The sequence below is a fragment of the Frigoribacterium sp. NPDC087798 genome, assembly GCF_044742985.1.
Taxonomy (GTDB): Bacteria; Actinomycetota; Actinomycetes; order Actinomycetales; family Microbacteriaceae; genus Frigoribacterium.
The window spans coordinates 179619-195038 of sequence record NZ_JBIUVP010000002.1; the positions used below are offsets into that span (position 1 = coordinate 179619).

The window sequence follows — 15420 nt, forward strand, 5'->3', positions numbered from 1 at the left end:
CCGGCGCGCAGCCGTCGGGAGACGGCTCGGTTCAGACGAACAGGTTCGCGCGCTCGAGGTCTTCGGCGAAGTCGACCTCGACGGCGTAGAGGTCGGAGATGTCCACGGGCTCAAAGCGTAGCCCGTCCTGGCCGATGGCCAGTTCGATGCCACGCTCGAAGTAGTCCTGGTTGTCGACCTTCGAGAGCTGGTGCATGAGCGTCGCCTTGTCGGCCTTCGACACGAAGTTGATGCCGACGGCCTCGCCCAGACCACCCTTGACCTGCTTCGACAACTCGGCGATGTAGCCCTCGGCGTCGGTCGTGTACTTGACCTCTTCGTCGGAAACCTTCGAGGTGTTGACGGTGACGAACGACTGGTCGTCGCGGACCAGGCGGGCCGCGCGAGTCAGGGCCGTGGGGTCGAAGACGACGTCGCCGTTCATCCACAGGACGCCACCGGAGGCGCTGGCCCGCAGGGCGCGGAGCAGGCTCTTCGACGTGTTGGTCTGGTCGTACATCTCGTTGTAGACGAACGAGGCCGACGGGAACGCCTCGACGATGTGCTCGAACTTGTAGCCCACGACGACGGTCACCCGGGCGTCGGGCCCGAAGGCGTCCCGGATGTTGTCGAACTGCTGCTGCATGATGGTGCGGCCGTCGCTGAGCTCGGTCAGTGCCTTGGGCAACGAGCGGCCGAGGCGGCTGCCGAGCCCGGCGGCCAGGATGACGATCTGCTGGCGGTGGTTCGTGTCGTTCTTGCTCACGCTGGTCTCCTCACAAGGGGCGAGCCCATGCGGGACGGGCTCTGCGGTGGCCCCGGCGGTGCGGACCGGACCCGTCTCTGGGTGCGATTCGCCTCGTGTTCGAGCGGTGTTCACCGCGGAGCATCGATCTGGACACGTCGTCGTGCTGTTGCAGACTACCCGATGGGGCCAGGAGCGGCCAGGGACCGTGCCCGAAGCGTGTCCGTTTCGTGATATGAGTCACCCGTCGACCGGTCGGCGACGCGGCCTTGGTACGGTGGGGCGATGGCTGGACGGCGCGAGGACGAAGTGGGTGACATCGCCCCCGACTCGACACCGGGTGACGACACGGTCGGAGCGGTGGGCGCGTCCGACCAGGGGGAGAACACAGTGGACGACGACTCGACGACCGCGGGGGATGTGGCCGAGGGGACGGCTGAGTCGACGGAGGCCGCGACGCCCCGCGTCCCGGTGACGAAGTCGTCGACCGCGCGCAAGCCCCCGGCACCCCGGAAGCCCTCGTCGCCCCGCAAACCCTCGCAGCGCACCGCCGCCGACCGGTCGGCGGCGGCCAAGAAGGCAGCGGCGACCCGTGCCGCGAACGCGCGCGCCCGGGCCGAGGCGGCGGCGAAGGCCGCGGAAGAAGAGGTCGTCGCCGAACTCGCCGACGCGGGTGCCACGACGGACGGCACCGTCGTCGTCCCCGTCTCGGCCGACGACTACTTCGGCGACGCCCTGACGGCCGAGGAGGAATCGACGGCCGCCCCGGACGACACGCTCGCCGCCGACGCACCGACGACCGCCGGCGCGACCGCCCCGGTCGACGAGGCCACCGTCGAGGTCCCCGAGGCCGAGGCCGAGGCCGAGACCGAGGCCGACGACGTCGAGGCCCTCGACAGCGAGGGCGACGTCCGACCGACCCGTCAGGTCGACGTCGAGGCGCCCGTCGTGCTGTCGATCTCGGGGCTCATGAAGCGCTACGGCGGCACGGTCGCCGTCGAGAACGTCGACCTCGAGGTGCGGGCCGGGTCGTTCTACGGCATCGTCGGTCCGAATGGGGCCGGCAAGACGACGACCCTGTCGATCGTGACCGGTCTCCTGCGTCCCGACGCCGGCACCGTGACCGTCCTCGGGGCCGACGTCTGGCGCGACCCTGCCGCGGCGAAGCGAAGCCTCGGCGTCCTCCCCGACCGCCTGCGGCTCTTCGACCGGCTGACGGGTGCCCAGCTCCTCTACTATTCCGCGACCCTGCGGGGGCTCGACGGCGTGACGGCGCGCAAGCGCTCCTCCGACCTCGCCACCGCGTTCGGGCTCCACGACGCGCTCGGCCGTCTCGTCAGCGACTACTCCGTGGGCATGACGAAGAAGATCGCCCTGGCCGCCGCGATCATCCACTCGCCCCGGGTCCTCGTCCTCGACGAGCCCTTCGAATCGGTCGACCCCGTCTCGGCCGCGACCGTGACGGACGTCCTGCAGCGCTACGTGGCCGGGGGCGGGACGGTGCTGCTCTCGAGCCACAGCATGGACCTCGTCGAGCGCATCTGCGACAGCGTCGCGGTGATCGTCGACGGCCACGTGCTCGCCAGCGGCACGGTCGACGAGGTGCGGGCCGGACGCTCCCTCGAGCAGCGGTTCGTCGAGCTCGCCGGCGGGCGCGCGGTCACGGAGGGCATGGAATGGTTGCAGAACTTCTCCGACTGAGGCTCCAGACGATCGGCAACACGGTCCGCTTCGGGCCCCGCCGACTGACCGTCGCCGTCGCGTCCGTGCTGGCCGTGTTGATCGCGACCATCGCGGTCGCGAGCCTCGTGAGCGGCCTGCGTGATGCGCCCCTCGACGACGTGCGCGCCCTCGCGGTCGGCGGGGGAGCCCTCTTGCTGGTCGGATTCGCCGTCGTCCCCTTCGCGACCGTCCGTCCTGCCTGGAGCGACCCCCGCCGCCTCGCCGTCCTCGGCGTGCCCGAGGGGCGGGCGGCGATCGGACTCGCGCTCGGTGCCGCGGTCGGACTCCCCACGCTGGCCCTGCTGGTCCTCTCGACCGGATACGTCCGGGCCTGGGGCGAGGGCACCGGCGTCGCCGCCGTCGCGGTCGTGGGGGCACTCGTCGCCGGCGTCACCGCGCTGTTGCTGGCCCTCGTGGCCTCGACGCTGAACAGCGTCGTCCTGACCTCCCGACGCGGTCGCGAGCTCGCACTCGTCGGTGCCGTGCTCGTCGTGCTGCTCGCCGTGCCCGTGATCGTCGACCTCGTCCGTCTCTCGTTGCCCGGCCGTTCGGGCACCGGCGTCGTCGCGGACGCCCTCGCCTGGACTCCCTTCGGAGCCGCGCTGGCGCTCCCCGGTCACGTCGCCGCAGGTCAGACCGGTCGCGTCGTGGCCGACGTCGTCATCGCCGCCGTCACGCTCGTGGCGCTCTGGCTCGCCTGGCGGGCACTCGTCGCGCGCGCGTTCGTCGACCGACCCGAGCCCGAGGAGGTCGACGACGGCGACGGACTCGGGTGGTTCGAGTACGTCAGGGCCTCGCCGACCGGAGCCGTCGCGGGCCGCAGCCTCACCTACTGGATGCGCGACGCCCGCTACCGCATGTCGCTCGTCATCATCCCGTTCCTCCCGCTTCTCGTCGTCCCCCTCGGCATCGCGGGTGTCAGCTGGAACTGGCTGGCCCTCGTCCCGGTGCCGATCATGTGCCTGATCCTGGGGTTCCTCCCGCACAACGACGTGGCCTACGACAGCACGGCGCTCTGGATGCACGTGGCGTCCGACACGCGGGGTCTGGCGGACCGGGTGGGGCGACTCGCGCCTCCTCTGCTGATCGGCGTCCCGCTCGTGGTGCTCGGGTCGGTCGTCGCCACCTGGCTGTTCGGCGACTGGCAGGCCCTGCCGTCCGAGCTGGGGGTCAGCGCCGGCTTCCTCCTCAGCGGCCTCGGTCTCTCGAGCCTGGTGTCGGCCCTCCTGCCGTACGCCACGGTCCGACCGCACGACGACCCGTTCCAGCAGCCGCAGTCGAACGGCGCGACCGCGGCCTGGGCGCAGACCGTCATGATCGGGGGAGCCGTCCTCGCCACGGCACCCGCCCTCTGGTTCGCCGGTCGCGGGCTCATCACGGGCTACGCCGCGGGCGGCACGTGGGCGCTGGTCCTCGGCGTCGGCATCGGACTCGTCGTGCTGGTCGCGGGTGTCGCCCTGGGCGCCCGGGTCTTCTCGCGGCGGGCTCCCGAGCTGCTGGCGTTCGCCCTCCGCAGCTGAGACGAGGTCGACGTACGATGTCTGCATGACTGACACGCAGACGGGCGGCGGCCTCGACGTCATGGACCGCGAGCTCGAGAAGCTCCTGAACGACGAGGCGATCGACCCGGGCGACCACGAGCGCTTCTCGCACTACGTGAAGAAGGACAAGATCATGGAGTCCGCGCTGAGCGGCAAGCCCGTCAAGGCGCTCTGTGGCAAGAAATGGACGCCTGGTCGCGACCCCGAGAAGTTCCCGGTGTGCCCGACCTGCAAAGAGATCTACGAGAAGATGACGTCCGAGTGATGTCGGCGCCTGATCAGGCGTAGACGGTCGGCACGACCGGCTCGCCACGACCCAGCCGTAGCGCCTGGTCGGGTAGCTCTGCCACGGCCGCGGCCCGGTGGAGGCGCGCGCGGGCGACACCTTCCGGCCCGGTGTGCCGGGCATCGATCTCGCCGGCCGTGACGAGCCGGACGTGCAGCGATCGCTCCCCGGCCGCCGTCTCCGACGACCCGATGCGGATGAGCTCGCGGGTGGCGACCCCGTCCACGATGACGCGCACGGGGGACTTCCGTCCTCCCACGGAGGCCTTGTCGGCCGACTTCTTCGCCACGGAGACCCAGTCGCCGTCGTCGCCGCGACGGGCGACCAGTTTGAAGACCATGCCGGCGGCCGGGTGGCCCGATCCCGAGACGACCGAGGTGCCGACGCCGAACGAGTCGACCGGGGCCGCGCGCAGGGCGGCGATCGTGTACTCGTCCAGGTCGTTCGTGACGGTGATCTTCGCCGCCGTCGCGCCGAGCTCGTCGAGCTGAGCGCGGACCTGCCCCACCAGCGACGGCAGGTCGCCGCTGTCGATGCGCACCGCCCCGAGCGACGGTCCGGCGACCCGGACGGCCGTGGCCACGGCTTCGGGGATGTCGTAGGTGTCGACGAGCAGGGTGGTGCCCGGCCCCAAGGTGTCGACCTGGGCGCGGAAGGCGTCCTCCTCGGTGTCGTGCAACAGGGTGAACGCGTGGGCGGCGGTGCCCATCGTCGGGACGCCCCACGACCGGCCGGCCTCGAGGTTGCTCGTGGCACCGAAGCCCGCGATGTAGGCGGCCCGGGCCGCGGCCACGGCGCTGCGTTCGCCCGTCCGCCGTGAGCCCATCTCGGCGAGCGGGCGACCGTCGGCGGCCGAGACCATGCGCGCCGCCGCGCTGGCCACGGCCGAGTCGTAGTTGAAGACGCTCAGCGCCAGAGTCTCGAGCAGCACGGCCTCGGCGAACGTCGACTGGATGACCAGCAGCGGCGACCCCGGCAGGTAGACCTCGCCCTCGGCGTAACCCCAGATGTCGCCCGAGAACCGGTAGTCGGCCAGCCAGTCGGCGGTCGTCGCGTCCACGACCCCCGCCTCGCGCAGCCAGGCCACCTCGTCGTCGCCGAAACGGAAGTCGGCGAGCAGCTCGAGGAACCGACCGGTGCCCGCGACGATGCCGTAGCGCCGCCCCTCGGGCAGGCGTCGCGCGAACACCTCGAACACGCTGTCGCGGTGGGCCGTGCCCGCCTTGAGGGCGGCCTCCACCATGGTGAGCTCGTACCGGTCGGTCAACAGCGCGCTGGTCACCCCGCCAGCCTAGGCTCGCCCGGTCGTCGAGGGGGTCGCGGCTCGCGCCGGGTAGGCTTCGTGGTCGTGACGGACGCACCCATCGGAGTCTTCGACAGCGGCGTCGGCGGGCTGACCGTGTCGAGGGCGATCATCGACCAGCTCCCCCACGAGTCGATCCGGTACGTCGGCGACACGGCCCATTCGCCGTACGGGCCGAAGCCGATCGCCCAGGTGCGCGGCTACGCCCTCGCCGTGATGGACGACCTCGTCGCCCAGGGCGTCAAGTTGCTGGTCATCGCCTGCAACACCGCCTCGTCCGCGGTGCTGCGCGACGCCCGGGAGCGGTACACGATCGGCGCGGGCATCCCCGTCGTCGAGGTGATCCAGCCCGCCGTGCGCGCGGCGGTGCAGCAGACGCGCAACGGCCGCATCGGCGTCATCGGCACCGAGGGCACGATCAACTCGCGTGCCTACGAGGACGCGTTCGCGGCGGCCGCGGGTCTCGAGCTGATCACGCAGGCCTGTCCCCGCTTCGTCGAGTTCGTCGAGGCGGGCGACACGTCGAGCCCCGAGCTGCGGGCAGTCGCCGAGGGGTACCTCGCCCCGCTGCGCGATGCCGGCATCGACACCCTCGTCCTGGGCTGCACGCACTACCCCCTCATGTCGGCGGCCGTCCAGTACGTCGTGGGCCCCGACGTCCGTCTCGTGTCCAGCGCGGAAGAGACGGCAGCCGACGTCTACCGCACCCTCGTCCAGCACGGGCTCGAGCGCACCGACCGGGGCGAGCCGCACCACGAGTTCGAGGCGACCGGGCCCGACGAGAAGTCGTTCCTGCGCCTGGCCCGCCGGTTCCTGGGTCCCGAGGTCTCGCGCGTCGGGCACCTCGAGACGGGGGCGATCGAGTTGCCCCCGGGCCTCCGCACCGTCGAGCGGACCTGACCCGCGCCTCCTGCGCCCGTGGGGTCGACGACCCCGCCCGCCACCGTCCATCCCCAGCCGAGAGAAGGCACCATGACCGACACCACGAGCACGACCGTCCGCGCCGACGGGCGCAGCACGACCGACCTGCGCCCCGTCACGATCGAGACCGGGTGGAGCGCCCACGCCGAGGGCAGCGCCCTCATCACCTTCGGCGGCACGAAGGTGCTCTGCACGGCGTCCTTCACGAACGGCGTGCCCCGCTGGCTGACCGGCAAGGGCAAGGGCTGGGTCACGGCCGAGTACGCGATGCTGCCCCGGGCCACCAACTCGCGCAACGACCGCGAGAGCGTCAAGGGCAAGATCGGCGGTCGCACGCACGAGATCTCGCGCCTGATCGGCCGCAGCCTCCGCGCCGTGGTCGACACCAAGGCCCTCGGAGAGAACACGATCGTCCTCGACTGCGACGTCCTGCAGGCGGACGGCGGCACCCGCACCGCCGCGATCACGGGTGCCTACGTCGCCCTCGCCCAGGCGATCGAGTGGGGGCGCGAGAAGAAGTTCGTCGGGCAGAAGGCCACGCCCCTGACCGACAGCGTCTCCGCCGTCTCGGTGGGCATCATCGACGGCGAGCCGATGCTCGACCTCGCCTACGTCGAGGACGTCCGGGCCGAGACCGACATGAACGTCGTCGTCACGGGCAGCGGGTCGTTCGTCGAGGTGCAGGGCACGGCCGAGGGCGCGCCGTTCGACCGTCGCGAGCTCGACTCGTTGCTCGACCTCGCCGTCGCCGGCGCCGTCGACCTGAGCCGCTTCCAGCGCGAGGCCCTCGGCCGATGACCCGTGTCGTCATCGCCACGCACAACAAGGGCAAGGTGGCCGAGCTCCGACTGCTGCTCGCCGAGACGGCGCCGGGCGTCGAGCTGGTCGCCTACGACGGCCCCGAGCCGGTCGAGGACGGTGACTCGTTCGCGGCCAACGCCTTGATCAAGGCGCGTGCGGCAGCCCGTCACACCGGGCTGCCCGCCCTCGCTGACGACAGCGGGATCTCGGCGGCGGCCCTGGGCGGGGCTCCCGGCATCCACTCGGCGCGCTACGCCGGCACCCGCGACGCGGACGACAACATCGACAAGCTGCTGGCCGAGCTCGACGGGGCCGACGACCGCTCGGCGTGGTTCTCGTGCGCCGCCGCCCTCGTCGTGCCGCCGCCCGTCGGTGCCGAAGGCCCCGACGGGCCGCCCGAGGCGAGCGCGTGGATCGAGCACGTCGAGTACGGCGAATGGCACGGCGAGGTTCTGGAGGCGCGGGTCGGCTCGAACGGGCACGGTTACGACCCCGTGTTCCGCCCCGAGGGCGAGAGCCGCAGCGCGGCCGAGCTCACCGCGGACGAGAAGAACGCCGTCAGCCATCGCTCCCGGGCGTTCCGGGCGATCGCGCCCCGGGTGGCCGCGCTCGCGGACTGAGCCGCGCGCGCCTCCTCGGGGCCCTCGGCCATCGGCCGACGGGCGCCTGGGTGCCCGCGGTGGTCAGGCGTCGTGCGGCGCGGACGACACCTGCGGCGTCTCGACCTCGCCCGAGGCCTCGGCCTTCTTGGCCTGGTGCACCCCGTGGAAGTAGTGGATCGCGATGGGGATCACCGTCGCCAGCACGGCCCCGAGCAGGATGAGGTCGATGTACGAGCTGACGAAGTCCGCGACGGGCGGGATGTGTCCGATGCCGAAGCCCGCCAACGTGATGCCCATGCCCCAGACGACGGCGCCGACGGCGTTGAACAGCGAGTACCGCCGGTAGCTCATGTGGCCGACTCCGGCCATGATCGGCGCGAAGGTGCGGATCACCGGGACGAACCGGGCGATGATGACGGCCATCGGGCCGAACCGCTCGAAGAAGGCGTTCGTGCGGTTGACGTTCGCGACGCTGAACAGCCCGCTCTCCTTCCGCTCGAAGATGCGGGGGCCGACCTTGTGGCCGATGAGGTAGCCGAGCTCGCCGCCGGCGAACGCGGCGATGCTGATGAAGATCGCGATCAGCCAGATCGGCAGGCCGAGGGCGCCGGGGTTCGTCGCGGCGAGGATGCCCGTGATGATCAACAGCGTGTCACCCGGGAACAGGAAGCCGATCAGCAGGCCCGTCTCGGCGAAGACGAGCAGGCAGACGCCGAGCACGGCCCACGGTCCGAAGGACGTGAGCAGGTACTCGGGGTTCAACCAAGGGATGGAGACGAGGGGCAGCATCGGGTGTTCTCCGGTCGTGGTGGCCGGCCTGCCGGTCTCGCTCAGGGTACCCGTGCGGGTGGAGGGACGTGAACCCTCGCGGGAGGGGGCACGTCGTGACGGCGCTCTGTGTGCGGGTGGAGGGACGTGAACCCTGGCGGGAGGGGGCACGTCGTTACGGCGCTCTGTGTGCGGGAGAAGGGACGTGAACCCTGGCGGGAGGGGGCACGTCGTTAAGGCGCTCTGTGTGCGGGAGAAGGGACTTGAACCCTCACGCTCGAAAGCACAGGAACCTAAATCCTGCGTGTCTGCCAATTCCACCACTCCCGCGGCAGCACCGAGTGTACCGACGGCGACCCTCGGCGGGAACGGGGACGAGGAGGCGCTAGCGCTGCGAGCGGGGCACGTGCGGTGAGTAGCGGGGCACGTAGCGCACGAGGATCGCCGCACCCACGAGGCCGAGGACGCCCATCACCCCGCTGGCGAGCGAGATCGACACGACCGCGGTCACCCCGGAGATGAGCAGGGGCGCCGCAGCACTGCCCGCGTCGCCGGTGAAGCGCCAGGCGCCGAGGAAGGGGGCGGGGTCGCCTTTGTCGGCCAGGTCGGCACCGAGCGTCATGAGGATGCCGCTGCCGACCCCGTTGGCGAGGGACATCAGGATCGCGACGGCGACGAACCATCCGACCCTGGCGTCGAGGTCGTGCGTGACCGACAGGGCGAGGTACGACAGTCCGAGGCCCACCATGCAGGGGACGGCGCTCCAGAGGCGCCCGAAGCGGTCCATGATCTGTCCGCTCGTGTAGAAGAGTGCGAAGTCCACGGCGCCGGCGATGCCGATGATGATCGCGGTCTCGGACGCCCCGAGGCCGATGCTGACGGCCCAGAGGGGCAGCATGACCTGGCGACCGGAACGCATGGCGCCGATCAGGGCCGCCCCGCTGCCGAGCTTCAGCAGCACGCCTCGATGACGCCAGAGGGTCGCGAAGAGGCCGTGTGCCTCCCGGGCGACGAGGTCGGCGCCGTCCTCCGTGCCGCTGCCCGGCCGGACGCCGAAGGCAGCCGACGGGTCGCGCAGGACGAGCAGCGCGATCGCCGCGCCGAGGCAGCCGACGATGTGGACGACGAACGCCGATTGCACGGACCCGGTCAGCTCGATGACCCCGGCCGAGAGGAACGGTCCGACGAAGTAGCCGAGTCGGAAGACTCCGCCGAGGCTCGACAGCGCCCTGGCGCGGATCTCGACGGGCACGAAGCTGGTCATGAAGGCGTGCCGTGCGAGGGCGAAGACCGCGGTCGCGAGGCCGATCACCAGCACGCCGACGGCGAGGACGATCTCGTTCGGCGCCAGCAGACAGGTGACGAGACCGCCGATGCTCACGAGCGAGGCACCGATCATCGCGGTGCGCTCGCCGATGCGGCTGACGAGCCATCCGCTCGGGATGTCTCCGATCAGCTCGCCGACGAGGATGAGCGCGGCGACGAAGCCGGCGAAGGGGAGCGAGGCACCGAGCTCGCTCGCGACGACGGGGATGATCGGGATGATGGCCCCCTCGCCGATGGCGAAGAGCGCCGCGGGCAGGAACGCCGCGAGGGCCACCGACCGCATGCTGAAGGCGGGGGAGGAGGAAGACATGTCGTTCGCCACCCTAGGCCCGCTGCGTACACTTGTCGGATGAAGGTCTTGGCAGCGATGAGTGGTGGAGTCGACTCGGCGGTGGCCGCGGCGAGGGCGGTCGAGGCGGGCCACGACGTGGTGGGCGTGCACCTGGCGCTCAGCCGGATGCCGGGGACGCTCCGAACGGGCAGCCGTGGCTGCTGCACCATCGAGGACTCGATGGACGCCCAGCGCGCCGCCAACAAGATCGGCATCCCGTATTACGTGTGGGACTTCTCCGAGCGCTTCAAGCTCGACGTCGTCGACGACTTCGTCGCCGAGTACACCGCGGGCCGAACACCCAACCCCTGCATGCGCTGCAACGAGCGCATCAAGTTCGCCGCCCTGCTCGAGAAGGCGCTCGCGCTAGGCTTCGACGCGGTCTGCACGGGTCACTACGCGACCATCGTCACCGACGACCGGGGCAACCGAGAGCTGCACCGCGCCTCCGCCTGGGCGAAGGACCAGTCGTACGTGCTGGGCGTGCTCACCGCCGAGCAGCTCGCGCACTCGATGTTCCCGCTCGGGGCGACGCCCTCCAAGGCCGAGGTGCGGGCCGAGGCCGCCGAGCGCGGCTTCAGCGTGGCGTCCAAGCCCGACAGCCACGACATCTGCTTCATCCCCGACGGCGACACCCGCGGGTGGCTCGCCGAGCGGGTCGGTGCCGAGACGGGTGAGATCCTCGATCGCAGCGGTGCCGTGGTCGGGTCGCACGAAGGGGCGCACGCCTTCACGGTCGGCCAGCGGAAGGGCCTCAACATCGGCTTCCCGTCCGACGACGGGAAGCCGCGCTTCGTGCTCGAGGTGCGGCCGGTCGACAACACGGTCGTCGTCGGACCGAAGGAGGCCCTCGACATCGCCGAGATCGCCGGCGGCTCGTACACCTGGGCCGGGCTCGCCCCGGTCGACCCGACGGTCGCGTTCGACTGCGACGTGCAGATCCGTGCCCACGCCGACCCCGTACCCGCGGTCGCGCGGGTGTCGGAGGTCGAGGGTAAGAAAGAACTCGTGATCACACCTCGCGAACCCCTCAACGGCGTCGCCCCCGGGCAGACCGCCGTCGTCTACGTCGGCACCCGCGTCCTCGGTCAGTGCACGATCGACCGCACGGTCAGCGCCGTGCCCGTGCCCGCAGTCGTCACCGTCTGAGGCGACCACGATGAGCGAGACCGGCGACGACGCCTCCGCCTCCGGGCCCGCGGTCGAGACCGACGGCGTCCCCGACGACCTGTCCCAGGCGCGAGACGAGGCCGAACGTCTGACGACCCGCATCCTCGAGCTGCGTGACCAGTACTACGAGGGCAACGGCTCGACCGTCTCCGACGCCGACTACGACGGCCTCGTGCGACGCCTCGACTCCCTCGAGCGGGCTCACCCCGAGCTGCAGAAGCCCGACAGCCCCACGCAGACGGTCGGTGGCCGGGCCGAGACCACGCAGTTCGCCCCGGTCGAGCACGCCGAGCGCATGCTCAGCCTCGACAACGTGTTCAGCGACGACGAGCTCGCCGAGTGGGCGGGCAAGGTCCAGCGCGACGCCGGGGCCGAACGCGTTCGGTTCCTCACCGAACTGAAGATCGACGGCCTGGCGATCAACCTGCGGTACGAGGACGGCGTGCTCGTCACCGCCGCCACCCGCGGCGACGGCGTCGTCGGCGAGGACGTGACCGGCAACGTGCTCGCCATGGGCACGATCCCCGAACGGCTCGAGGGCACCGGCCACCCGCCGCTGGTCGAGGTGCGAGGCGAGATCTTCTTCCCGGTCAGCGAGTTCGACGAACTGAACGCCCAGCAGCGCGAGGCGGGAGAACGCGTCTTCGCGAACCCCCGCAACGCCGCCGCCGGCTCGCTGCGTCAGAAAGAAGAGGGCAAGAGCCCCGAGAAGCGCGAGTTGATGCACGCACGCCTGCGCCGCCTGCGGATGCTCGTGCACGGCATCGGCGCGTGGCCGGTCCGCGAACTCGAGCGGGCGACCGAGGTCCGGTCGCAATCCGAGGTCTACGACCTGCTGGGTGGGTGGGGCCTGCCCATCTCGACCCACTACCGCGTCTTCGACACCGTCGACGAGGTCGAGGCCTTCATCCACGACTACGGGGTGCGGCGCTCGTCGGTCGAGCACCAGATCGACGGCATCGTGGTCAAGGTCGACGACCTCGCCCTGCACGAAGAGCTCGGGGCCACGAGCCGGGCTCCCCGGTGGGCGACGGCGTTCAAGTACCCGCCCGAAGAGGTCAACACGACGCTGCTCGACATCGTCGTGAGCGTCGGACGCACGGGTCGGGCCACGCCCTTCGCCGTCATGGAGAAGGTCGAGGTCGCTGGCAGCGAGGTGCGCCAGGCGACCCTGCACAACCAGCAGGTCGTCAAGGCGAAGGGCGTGCTGATCGGCGACACCGTCGTGCTGCGCAAGGCGGGCGACGTCATCCCCGAGGTGCTCGGCCCGGTCATCGAGCTGCGCGACGGCACCGAACGCGAGTTCGTCATGCCCGTCGACTGCCCCGAGTGCGGCACCCCGCTCAAGCCCGCCAAAGAGGGCGACATCGACCTGCGCTGTCCCAACGCCGAGAGCTGCCCTGCCCAGGTCCGCGGACGCGTCGAGCACATCGCGTCCCGCGGCTCGCTCGACGTCGAAGGGCTCGGCGAGGTCGCGGCGGCCGCGCTGACGCAGCCCGTCGAGCCGGCCACGCCGCCCCTGCGCACCGAGGCCGGCCTCTTCAGCCTGACGATGGCCGACATCTTCCCCGTACGGGTCGTCGTCCGCGACACCGAGACCGGCATGCAGAAGCTCGAGGCCGACGGGCAGCCGAAACTCGTCACCCCGTTCCGCCGGAAGCGCGCCAAGCGCGACGGCGCCTTCGACGCCTCGGCGACCGAGTTCTCGGGTGACGAGACCTCGGTGCCGTCCAAGACGGCGATCGAGATGCTCGCGAACCTCGAGAAGGCGAAGACCAGCCCGCTGTGGCGGTTCCTGGTCGGTCTGAGCATCCGACACGTCGGGCCGGTCGCGGCCCGGGCGCTGGCCAACCACTTCGGCTCGCTCGACGCCATCCGAGCCGCCTCGCGGGACGAGCTCGCGGCCGTCGACGGCGTGGGCGGCATCATCGCCGATGCGCTGCTCGCCTGGTTCGACGTCGACTGGCACGTCGAGATCATCGATCGGTGGACGGCGGCGGGAGTGCAGTTCGCCACACCCGGTCATCCCGGACCGGGTGCGGCCGAGGCGGCGGGTGGCGTGCTCTCGGGCGTGACGGTCGTGGCGACCGGGAGCCTCGAGGGGTTCACGCGCGAGGGCGCACTCGAGGCCATCGTCGAGGCCGGCGGCAAGGCGGCGAGCAGCGTCAGCAAGAAGACGGACTTCGTCGCGGCCGGACCCGGCGCCGGATCGAAGTTGACGAAGGCCGAGCAACTCGGGGTACGGATCATCGACGCGGAGCAATTCGCTGTCCTCCTTAAGGAGGGCCCGGCGGCTCTCGTTGTCCCCCAGGTGGGGGACGAGGAGGCGCCTGAATCATGATTTCCCTGGTCAGGGGCACTTTCGTTTCCTAGGATGTGAGGACGGGTCGTTCTCCAGCAGTAGGGAGCCGGGGTACAGGCACGTGACTAGGGGGAAGACCCGACGTGCTGTTCCTCGCTGCAGCAATGCTTTCTGCCTCGGTGCACCTCGCCGGGGTGGCCGACGCTCCGACCGTGCCGTCGGCGACCGACGTGACGCTCGACCGCCCGGCCACCGGGCCACTCGTCGGGGAGTCGCCGGGCAACGTCCCGGGGGTCGCACCGGTACGGGACGGTCGTGCCGTGCCCGAGCTCGACGGCTGCCGGGAGGTCGAGGCGACCGCCTTCTCGGCCGAGGCCTGCCTCGACCAGCTGGCCCGCGCCTCCTCGGCCGGGGTCGAGCGATTCGCCGACACCCTCGACGCCGACGGTGACGACGCGACGGTGCTGACGGCGGCGCTCGGTGAGCAGGTCGCACCCGAGGTCACGGCCGCCTGGTGGTCCGGGCTGGACGACGGTCGGCAGGCGGTCCTCGCGCGCAGCGTGCCGGGCGTCGTCGGCAACCTCGAGGGAATCCCGTACGCGGTGCGCGACACCGCCAACCGGCAGCTCCTGCGGTACGCGACGGGCGCCGTCTCGCAGCGGATCGGTTCGGACGACGAGGAGCCGGGTGACGCCCGTCGCCTGGCCATGCTCCAGCAGGTGCGGGCGACGCTCGACGGAGCGACGAACGACGTCCCCTTCGCCGGGGCGGCCGACCGACACCTCGTGGCGCTCGACACGGTCCTGCCCGGACGCGCGGCCGTCACCGTCGGCGACCTCGACACCGCCGACGACGTCAGCGTGCTCGTCCCCGGCATGCTGTTCACGGTGTCGGACCAGCTCGTGGACTGGACCAACACCGCCGGCGCCCTCCACGACGAGCAGGCCACCTGGGCGTCGTTGCTGGGCCGCGGCGGCCCCGGCCCCGTGCCGACCGTGGCCGTCGTGGCCTGGATGGGCTACCAGACGCCCGACCTGACCAACTTCTACGACCTCGGCCTCGCTCGGCAGGGTGCCTCCCACCTCGTGGACGCGCTCGACGGGCTCGACGCGGCCCGGGCGGACGACGAGCCGCGGGTGTCGGTCATGGCGCACTCGTACGGCTCGACGACGGCGACGATCGCCCTGTCGTCCGGACGCGTGTCGGTCGACTCGCTGGTGCTGCTCGGATCGCCCGGCAGCGTCGTCCCCGACGCCGGGGAGCTCGCGGTCCGCCGTCACGACGTGTACGCCGCCGCCGGCAGCTTCGATCCCGTCGCCGGGAGCGGCTTCTTCGGGGCCGACCCGGCGACGGGCGCCTTCGGCGCCGTCGTGCTGCACCTGAGCGGTGGAGCCGACGCGGTGACGGGACACGCCCTGGCCTCCGCCCTCGGCCACAACGACTACTTCCGGGCCGGCACCGAGTCGATGCGCAGCCTGGCCCTCATCGGGCTCGGGCACGGCGCACTCGTCGACGGTCGCACCGGCCAACCGGGCGAGGGCGGTCCGGAGGCGCCCGCCCTCACGCTCGTGCGGCCGCAGGACGTCTACTTCCGCGACTGAGGGTCCGACGCCGCACCCACCA

General features: G+C 71.5%; 13 protein-coding genes and 1 tRNA gene. 9 read left to right on the forward strand and 5 right to left on the reverse strand.

What is annotated here, in order from left to right; translation table 11 throughout:
- Positions 1-31: 31 nt before the first annotated feature.
- Positions 32-745 (reverse strand): NTP transferase domain-containing protein, encoded by a 714-nt coding sequence (locus ACIOSR_RS07835; RefSeq protein WP_056048594.1) that lies wholly within the window; start codon positions 743-745, stop codon positions 32-34.
- A gap of 264 nt (positions 746-1009) precedes the next feature.
- Here ACIOSR_RS07835 and ACIOSR_RS07840 point away from each other — a divergent pair, with 264 nt between their 5' ends.
- The 3 genes from ACIOSR_RS07840 to ACIOSR_RS07850 are packed head-to-tail and all read left to right on the forward strand — an operon-like array spanning position 1010 to position 4252.
- Positions 1010-2425: an ABC transporter ATP-binding protein gene (locus ACIOSR_RS07840; protein WP_402752295.1), complete on the forward strand. Its 1416-nt coding sequence runs from the start codon at positions 1010-1012 to the stop codon at positions 2423-2425.
- Positions 2401-3966, forward strand: a complete 1566-nt coding sequence (locus ACIOSR_RS07845) for an ABC transporter permease (RefSeq protein WP_402752296.1) — start codon at positions 2401-2403, stop codon at positions 3964-3966. Before ACIOSR_RS07840 ends, ACIOSR_RS07845 begins: the two co-directional genes overlap by 25 nt.
- A gap of 25 nt (positions 3967-3991) precedes the next feature.
- Complete coding sequence (locus ACIOSR_RS07850) at positions 3992-4252, forward strand: DUF3039 domain-containing protein (protein WP_043595414.1); 261 nt, start codon at positions 3992-3994, stop codon at positions 4250-4252.
- Positions 4253-4265: 13 nt separating this feature from the next.
- Here ACIOSR_RS07850 and ACIOSR_RS07855 read toward each other — a convergent pair whose 3' ends face one another.
- Positions 4266-5516 (reverse strand): nicotinate phosphoribosyltransferase, encoded by a 1251-nt coding sequence (locus ACIOSR_RS07855; protein ID WP_402752490.1) that lies wholly within the window; start codon positions 5514-5516, stop codon positions 4266-4268.
- 105 nt (positions 5517-5621) lie between these two features.
- Here ACIOSR_RS07855 and murI point away from each other — a divergent pair, with 105 nt between their 5' ends.
- From murI to ACIOSR_RS07870, 3 genes are all read left to right on the forward strand, one after another.
- Complete coding sequence (gene murI / locus ACIOSR_RS07860) at positions 5622-6476, forward strand: glutamate racemase (RefSeq protein ID WP_173152677.1); 855 nt, start codon at positions 5622-5624, stop codon at positions 6474-6476.
- Positions 6477-6548: 72 nt separating this feature from the next.
- Positions 6549-7295 (forward strand): ribonuclease PH, encoded by a 747-nt coding sequence (gene rph, locus ACIOSR_RS07865; protein ID WP_043595412.1) that lies wholly within the window; start codon positions 6549-6551, stop codon positions 7293-7295.
- Entirely contained in the window at positions 7292-7918 is a 627-nt protein-coding gene (locus ACIOSR_RS07870; RefSeq protein ID WP_402752297.1) for a non-canonical purine NTP pyrophosphatase, read from the forward strand. The genes rph and ACIOSR_RS07870 overlap by 4 nt, the downstream gene beginning before the upstream one ends.
- Before the next feature lie 63 nt (positions 7919-7981).
- Here the strand turns inward: ACIOSR_RS07870 and ACIOSR_RS07875 are convergent, their stop codons facing one another.
- From ACIOSR_RS07875 to ACIOSR_RS07885, 3 genes are all read right to left on the reverse strand, one after another.
- A complete protein-coding gene (locus ACIOSR_RS07875; protein WP_056048583.1) occupies positions 7982-8689 on the reverse strand; it encodes a DedA family protein in 708 nt (235 codons plus the stop codon).
- A 227-nt stretch (positions 8690-8916) separates the two neighbouring features.
- Positions 8917-8998: transfer RNA gene (locus ACIOSR_RS07880), tRNA-Leu, on the reverse strand.
- A 55-nt stretch (positions 8999-9053) separates the two neighbouring features.
- Entirely contained in the window at positions 9054-10304 is a 1251-nt protein-coding gene (locus ACIOSR_RS07885) for an MFS transporter (RefSeq protein ID WP_123571528.1), read from the reverse strand.
- 39 nt (positions 10305-10343) lie between these two features.
- Here ACIOSR_RS07885 and mnmA point away from each other — a divergent pair, with 39 nt between their 5' ends.
- The 3 genes from mnmA to ACIOSR_RS07900 all read left to right on the forward strand — a co-directional run bounded on the left by mnmA (position 10344) and on the right by ACIOSR_RS07900 (position 15398).
- Positions 10344-11474 carry a tRNA 2-thiouridine(34) synthase MnmA gene (gene mnmA / locus ACIOSR_RS07890; RefSeq protein ID WP_123571527.1) on the forward strand — a complete coding sequence of 377 codons (1131 nt, stop codon included), beginning with the start codon at positions 10344-10346 and terminating at the stop codon, positions 11472-11474.
- A gap of 10 nt (positions 11475-11484) precedes the next feature.
- Complete coding sequence (gene ligA, locus ACIOSR_RS07895; RefSeq protein WP_402752298.1) at positions 11485-13836, forward strand: NAD-dependent DNA ligase LigA; 2352 nt, start codon at positions 11485-11487, stop codon at positions 13834-13836.
- Positions 13837-13961: 125 nt separating this feature from the next.
- Positions 13962-15398, forward strand: coding sequence for an alpha/beta hydrolase (locus ACIOSR_RS07900; protein WP_402752299.1), 1437 nt, complete (start codon positions 13962-13964; stop codon positions 15396-15398).
- The last annotated feature ends 22 nt before the right edge of the window (positions 15399-15420 follow it).

Coding starts and splice junctions, on each gene's coding strand:
- mnmA (WP_123571527.1), top strand. CDS start 10,344: ATGAAGGTCTTGGCAGCGATGAGTGGTGGAGTCGACTCGGCGGTGGCC.
- ACIOSR_RS07850 (WP_043595414.1), top strand. CDS start 3,992: ATGACTGACACGCAGACGGGCGGCGGCCTCGACGTCATGGACCGCGAG.
- ACIOSR_RS07885 (WP_123571528.1), bottom strand. CDS start 10,304: ATGTCTTCCTCCTCCCCCGCCTTCAGCATGCGGTCGGTGGCCCTCGCG.
- rph (WP_043595412.1), top strand. CDS start 6,549: ATGACCGACACCACGAGCACGACCGTCCGCGCCGACGGGCGCAGCACG.
- ACIOSR_RS07840 (WP_402752295.1), top strand. CDS start 1,010: ATGGCTGGACGGCGCGAGGACGAAGTGGGTGACATCGCCCCCGACTCG.
- ACIOSR_RS07900 (WP_402752299.1), top strand. CDS start 13,962: ATGCTTTCTGCCTCGGTGCACCTCGCCGGGGTGGCCGACGCTCCGACC.
- ACIOSR_RS07855 (WP_402752490.1), bottom strand. CDS start 5,516: ATGGTGGAGGCCGCCCTCAAGGCGGGCACGGCCCACCGCGACAGCGTG.
- ligA (WP_402752298.1), top strand. CDS start 11,485: ATGAGCGAGACCGGCGACGACGCCTCCGCCTCCGGGCCCGCGGTCGAG.
- ACIOSR_RS07845 (WP_402752296.1), top strand. CDS start 2,401: ATGGTTGCAGAACTTCTCCGACTGAGGCTCCAGACGATCGGCAACACG.
- ACIOSR_RS07875 (WP_056048583.1), bottom strand. CDS start 8,689: ATGCTGCCCCTCGTCTCCATCCCTTGGTTGAACCCCGAGTACCTGCTC.
- ACIOSR_RS07870 (WP_402752297.1), top strand. CDS start 7,292: ATGACCCGTGTCGTCATCGCCACGCACAACAAGGGCAAGGTGGCCGAG.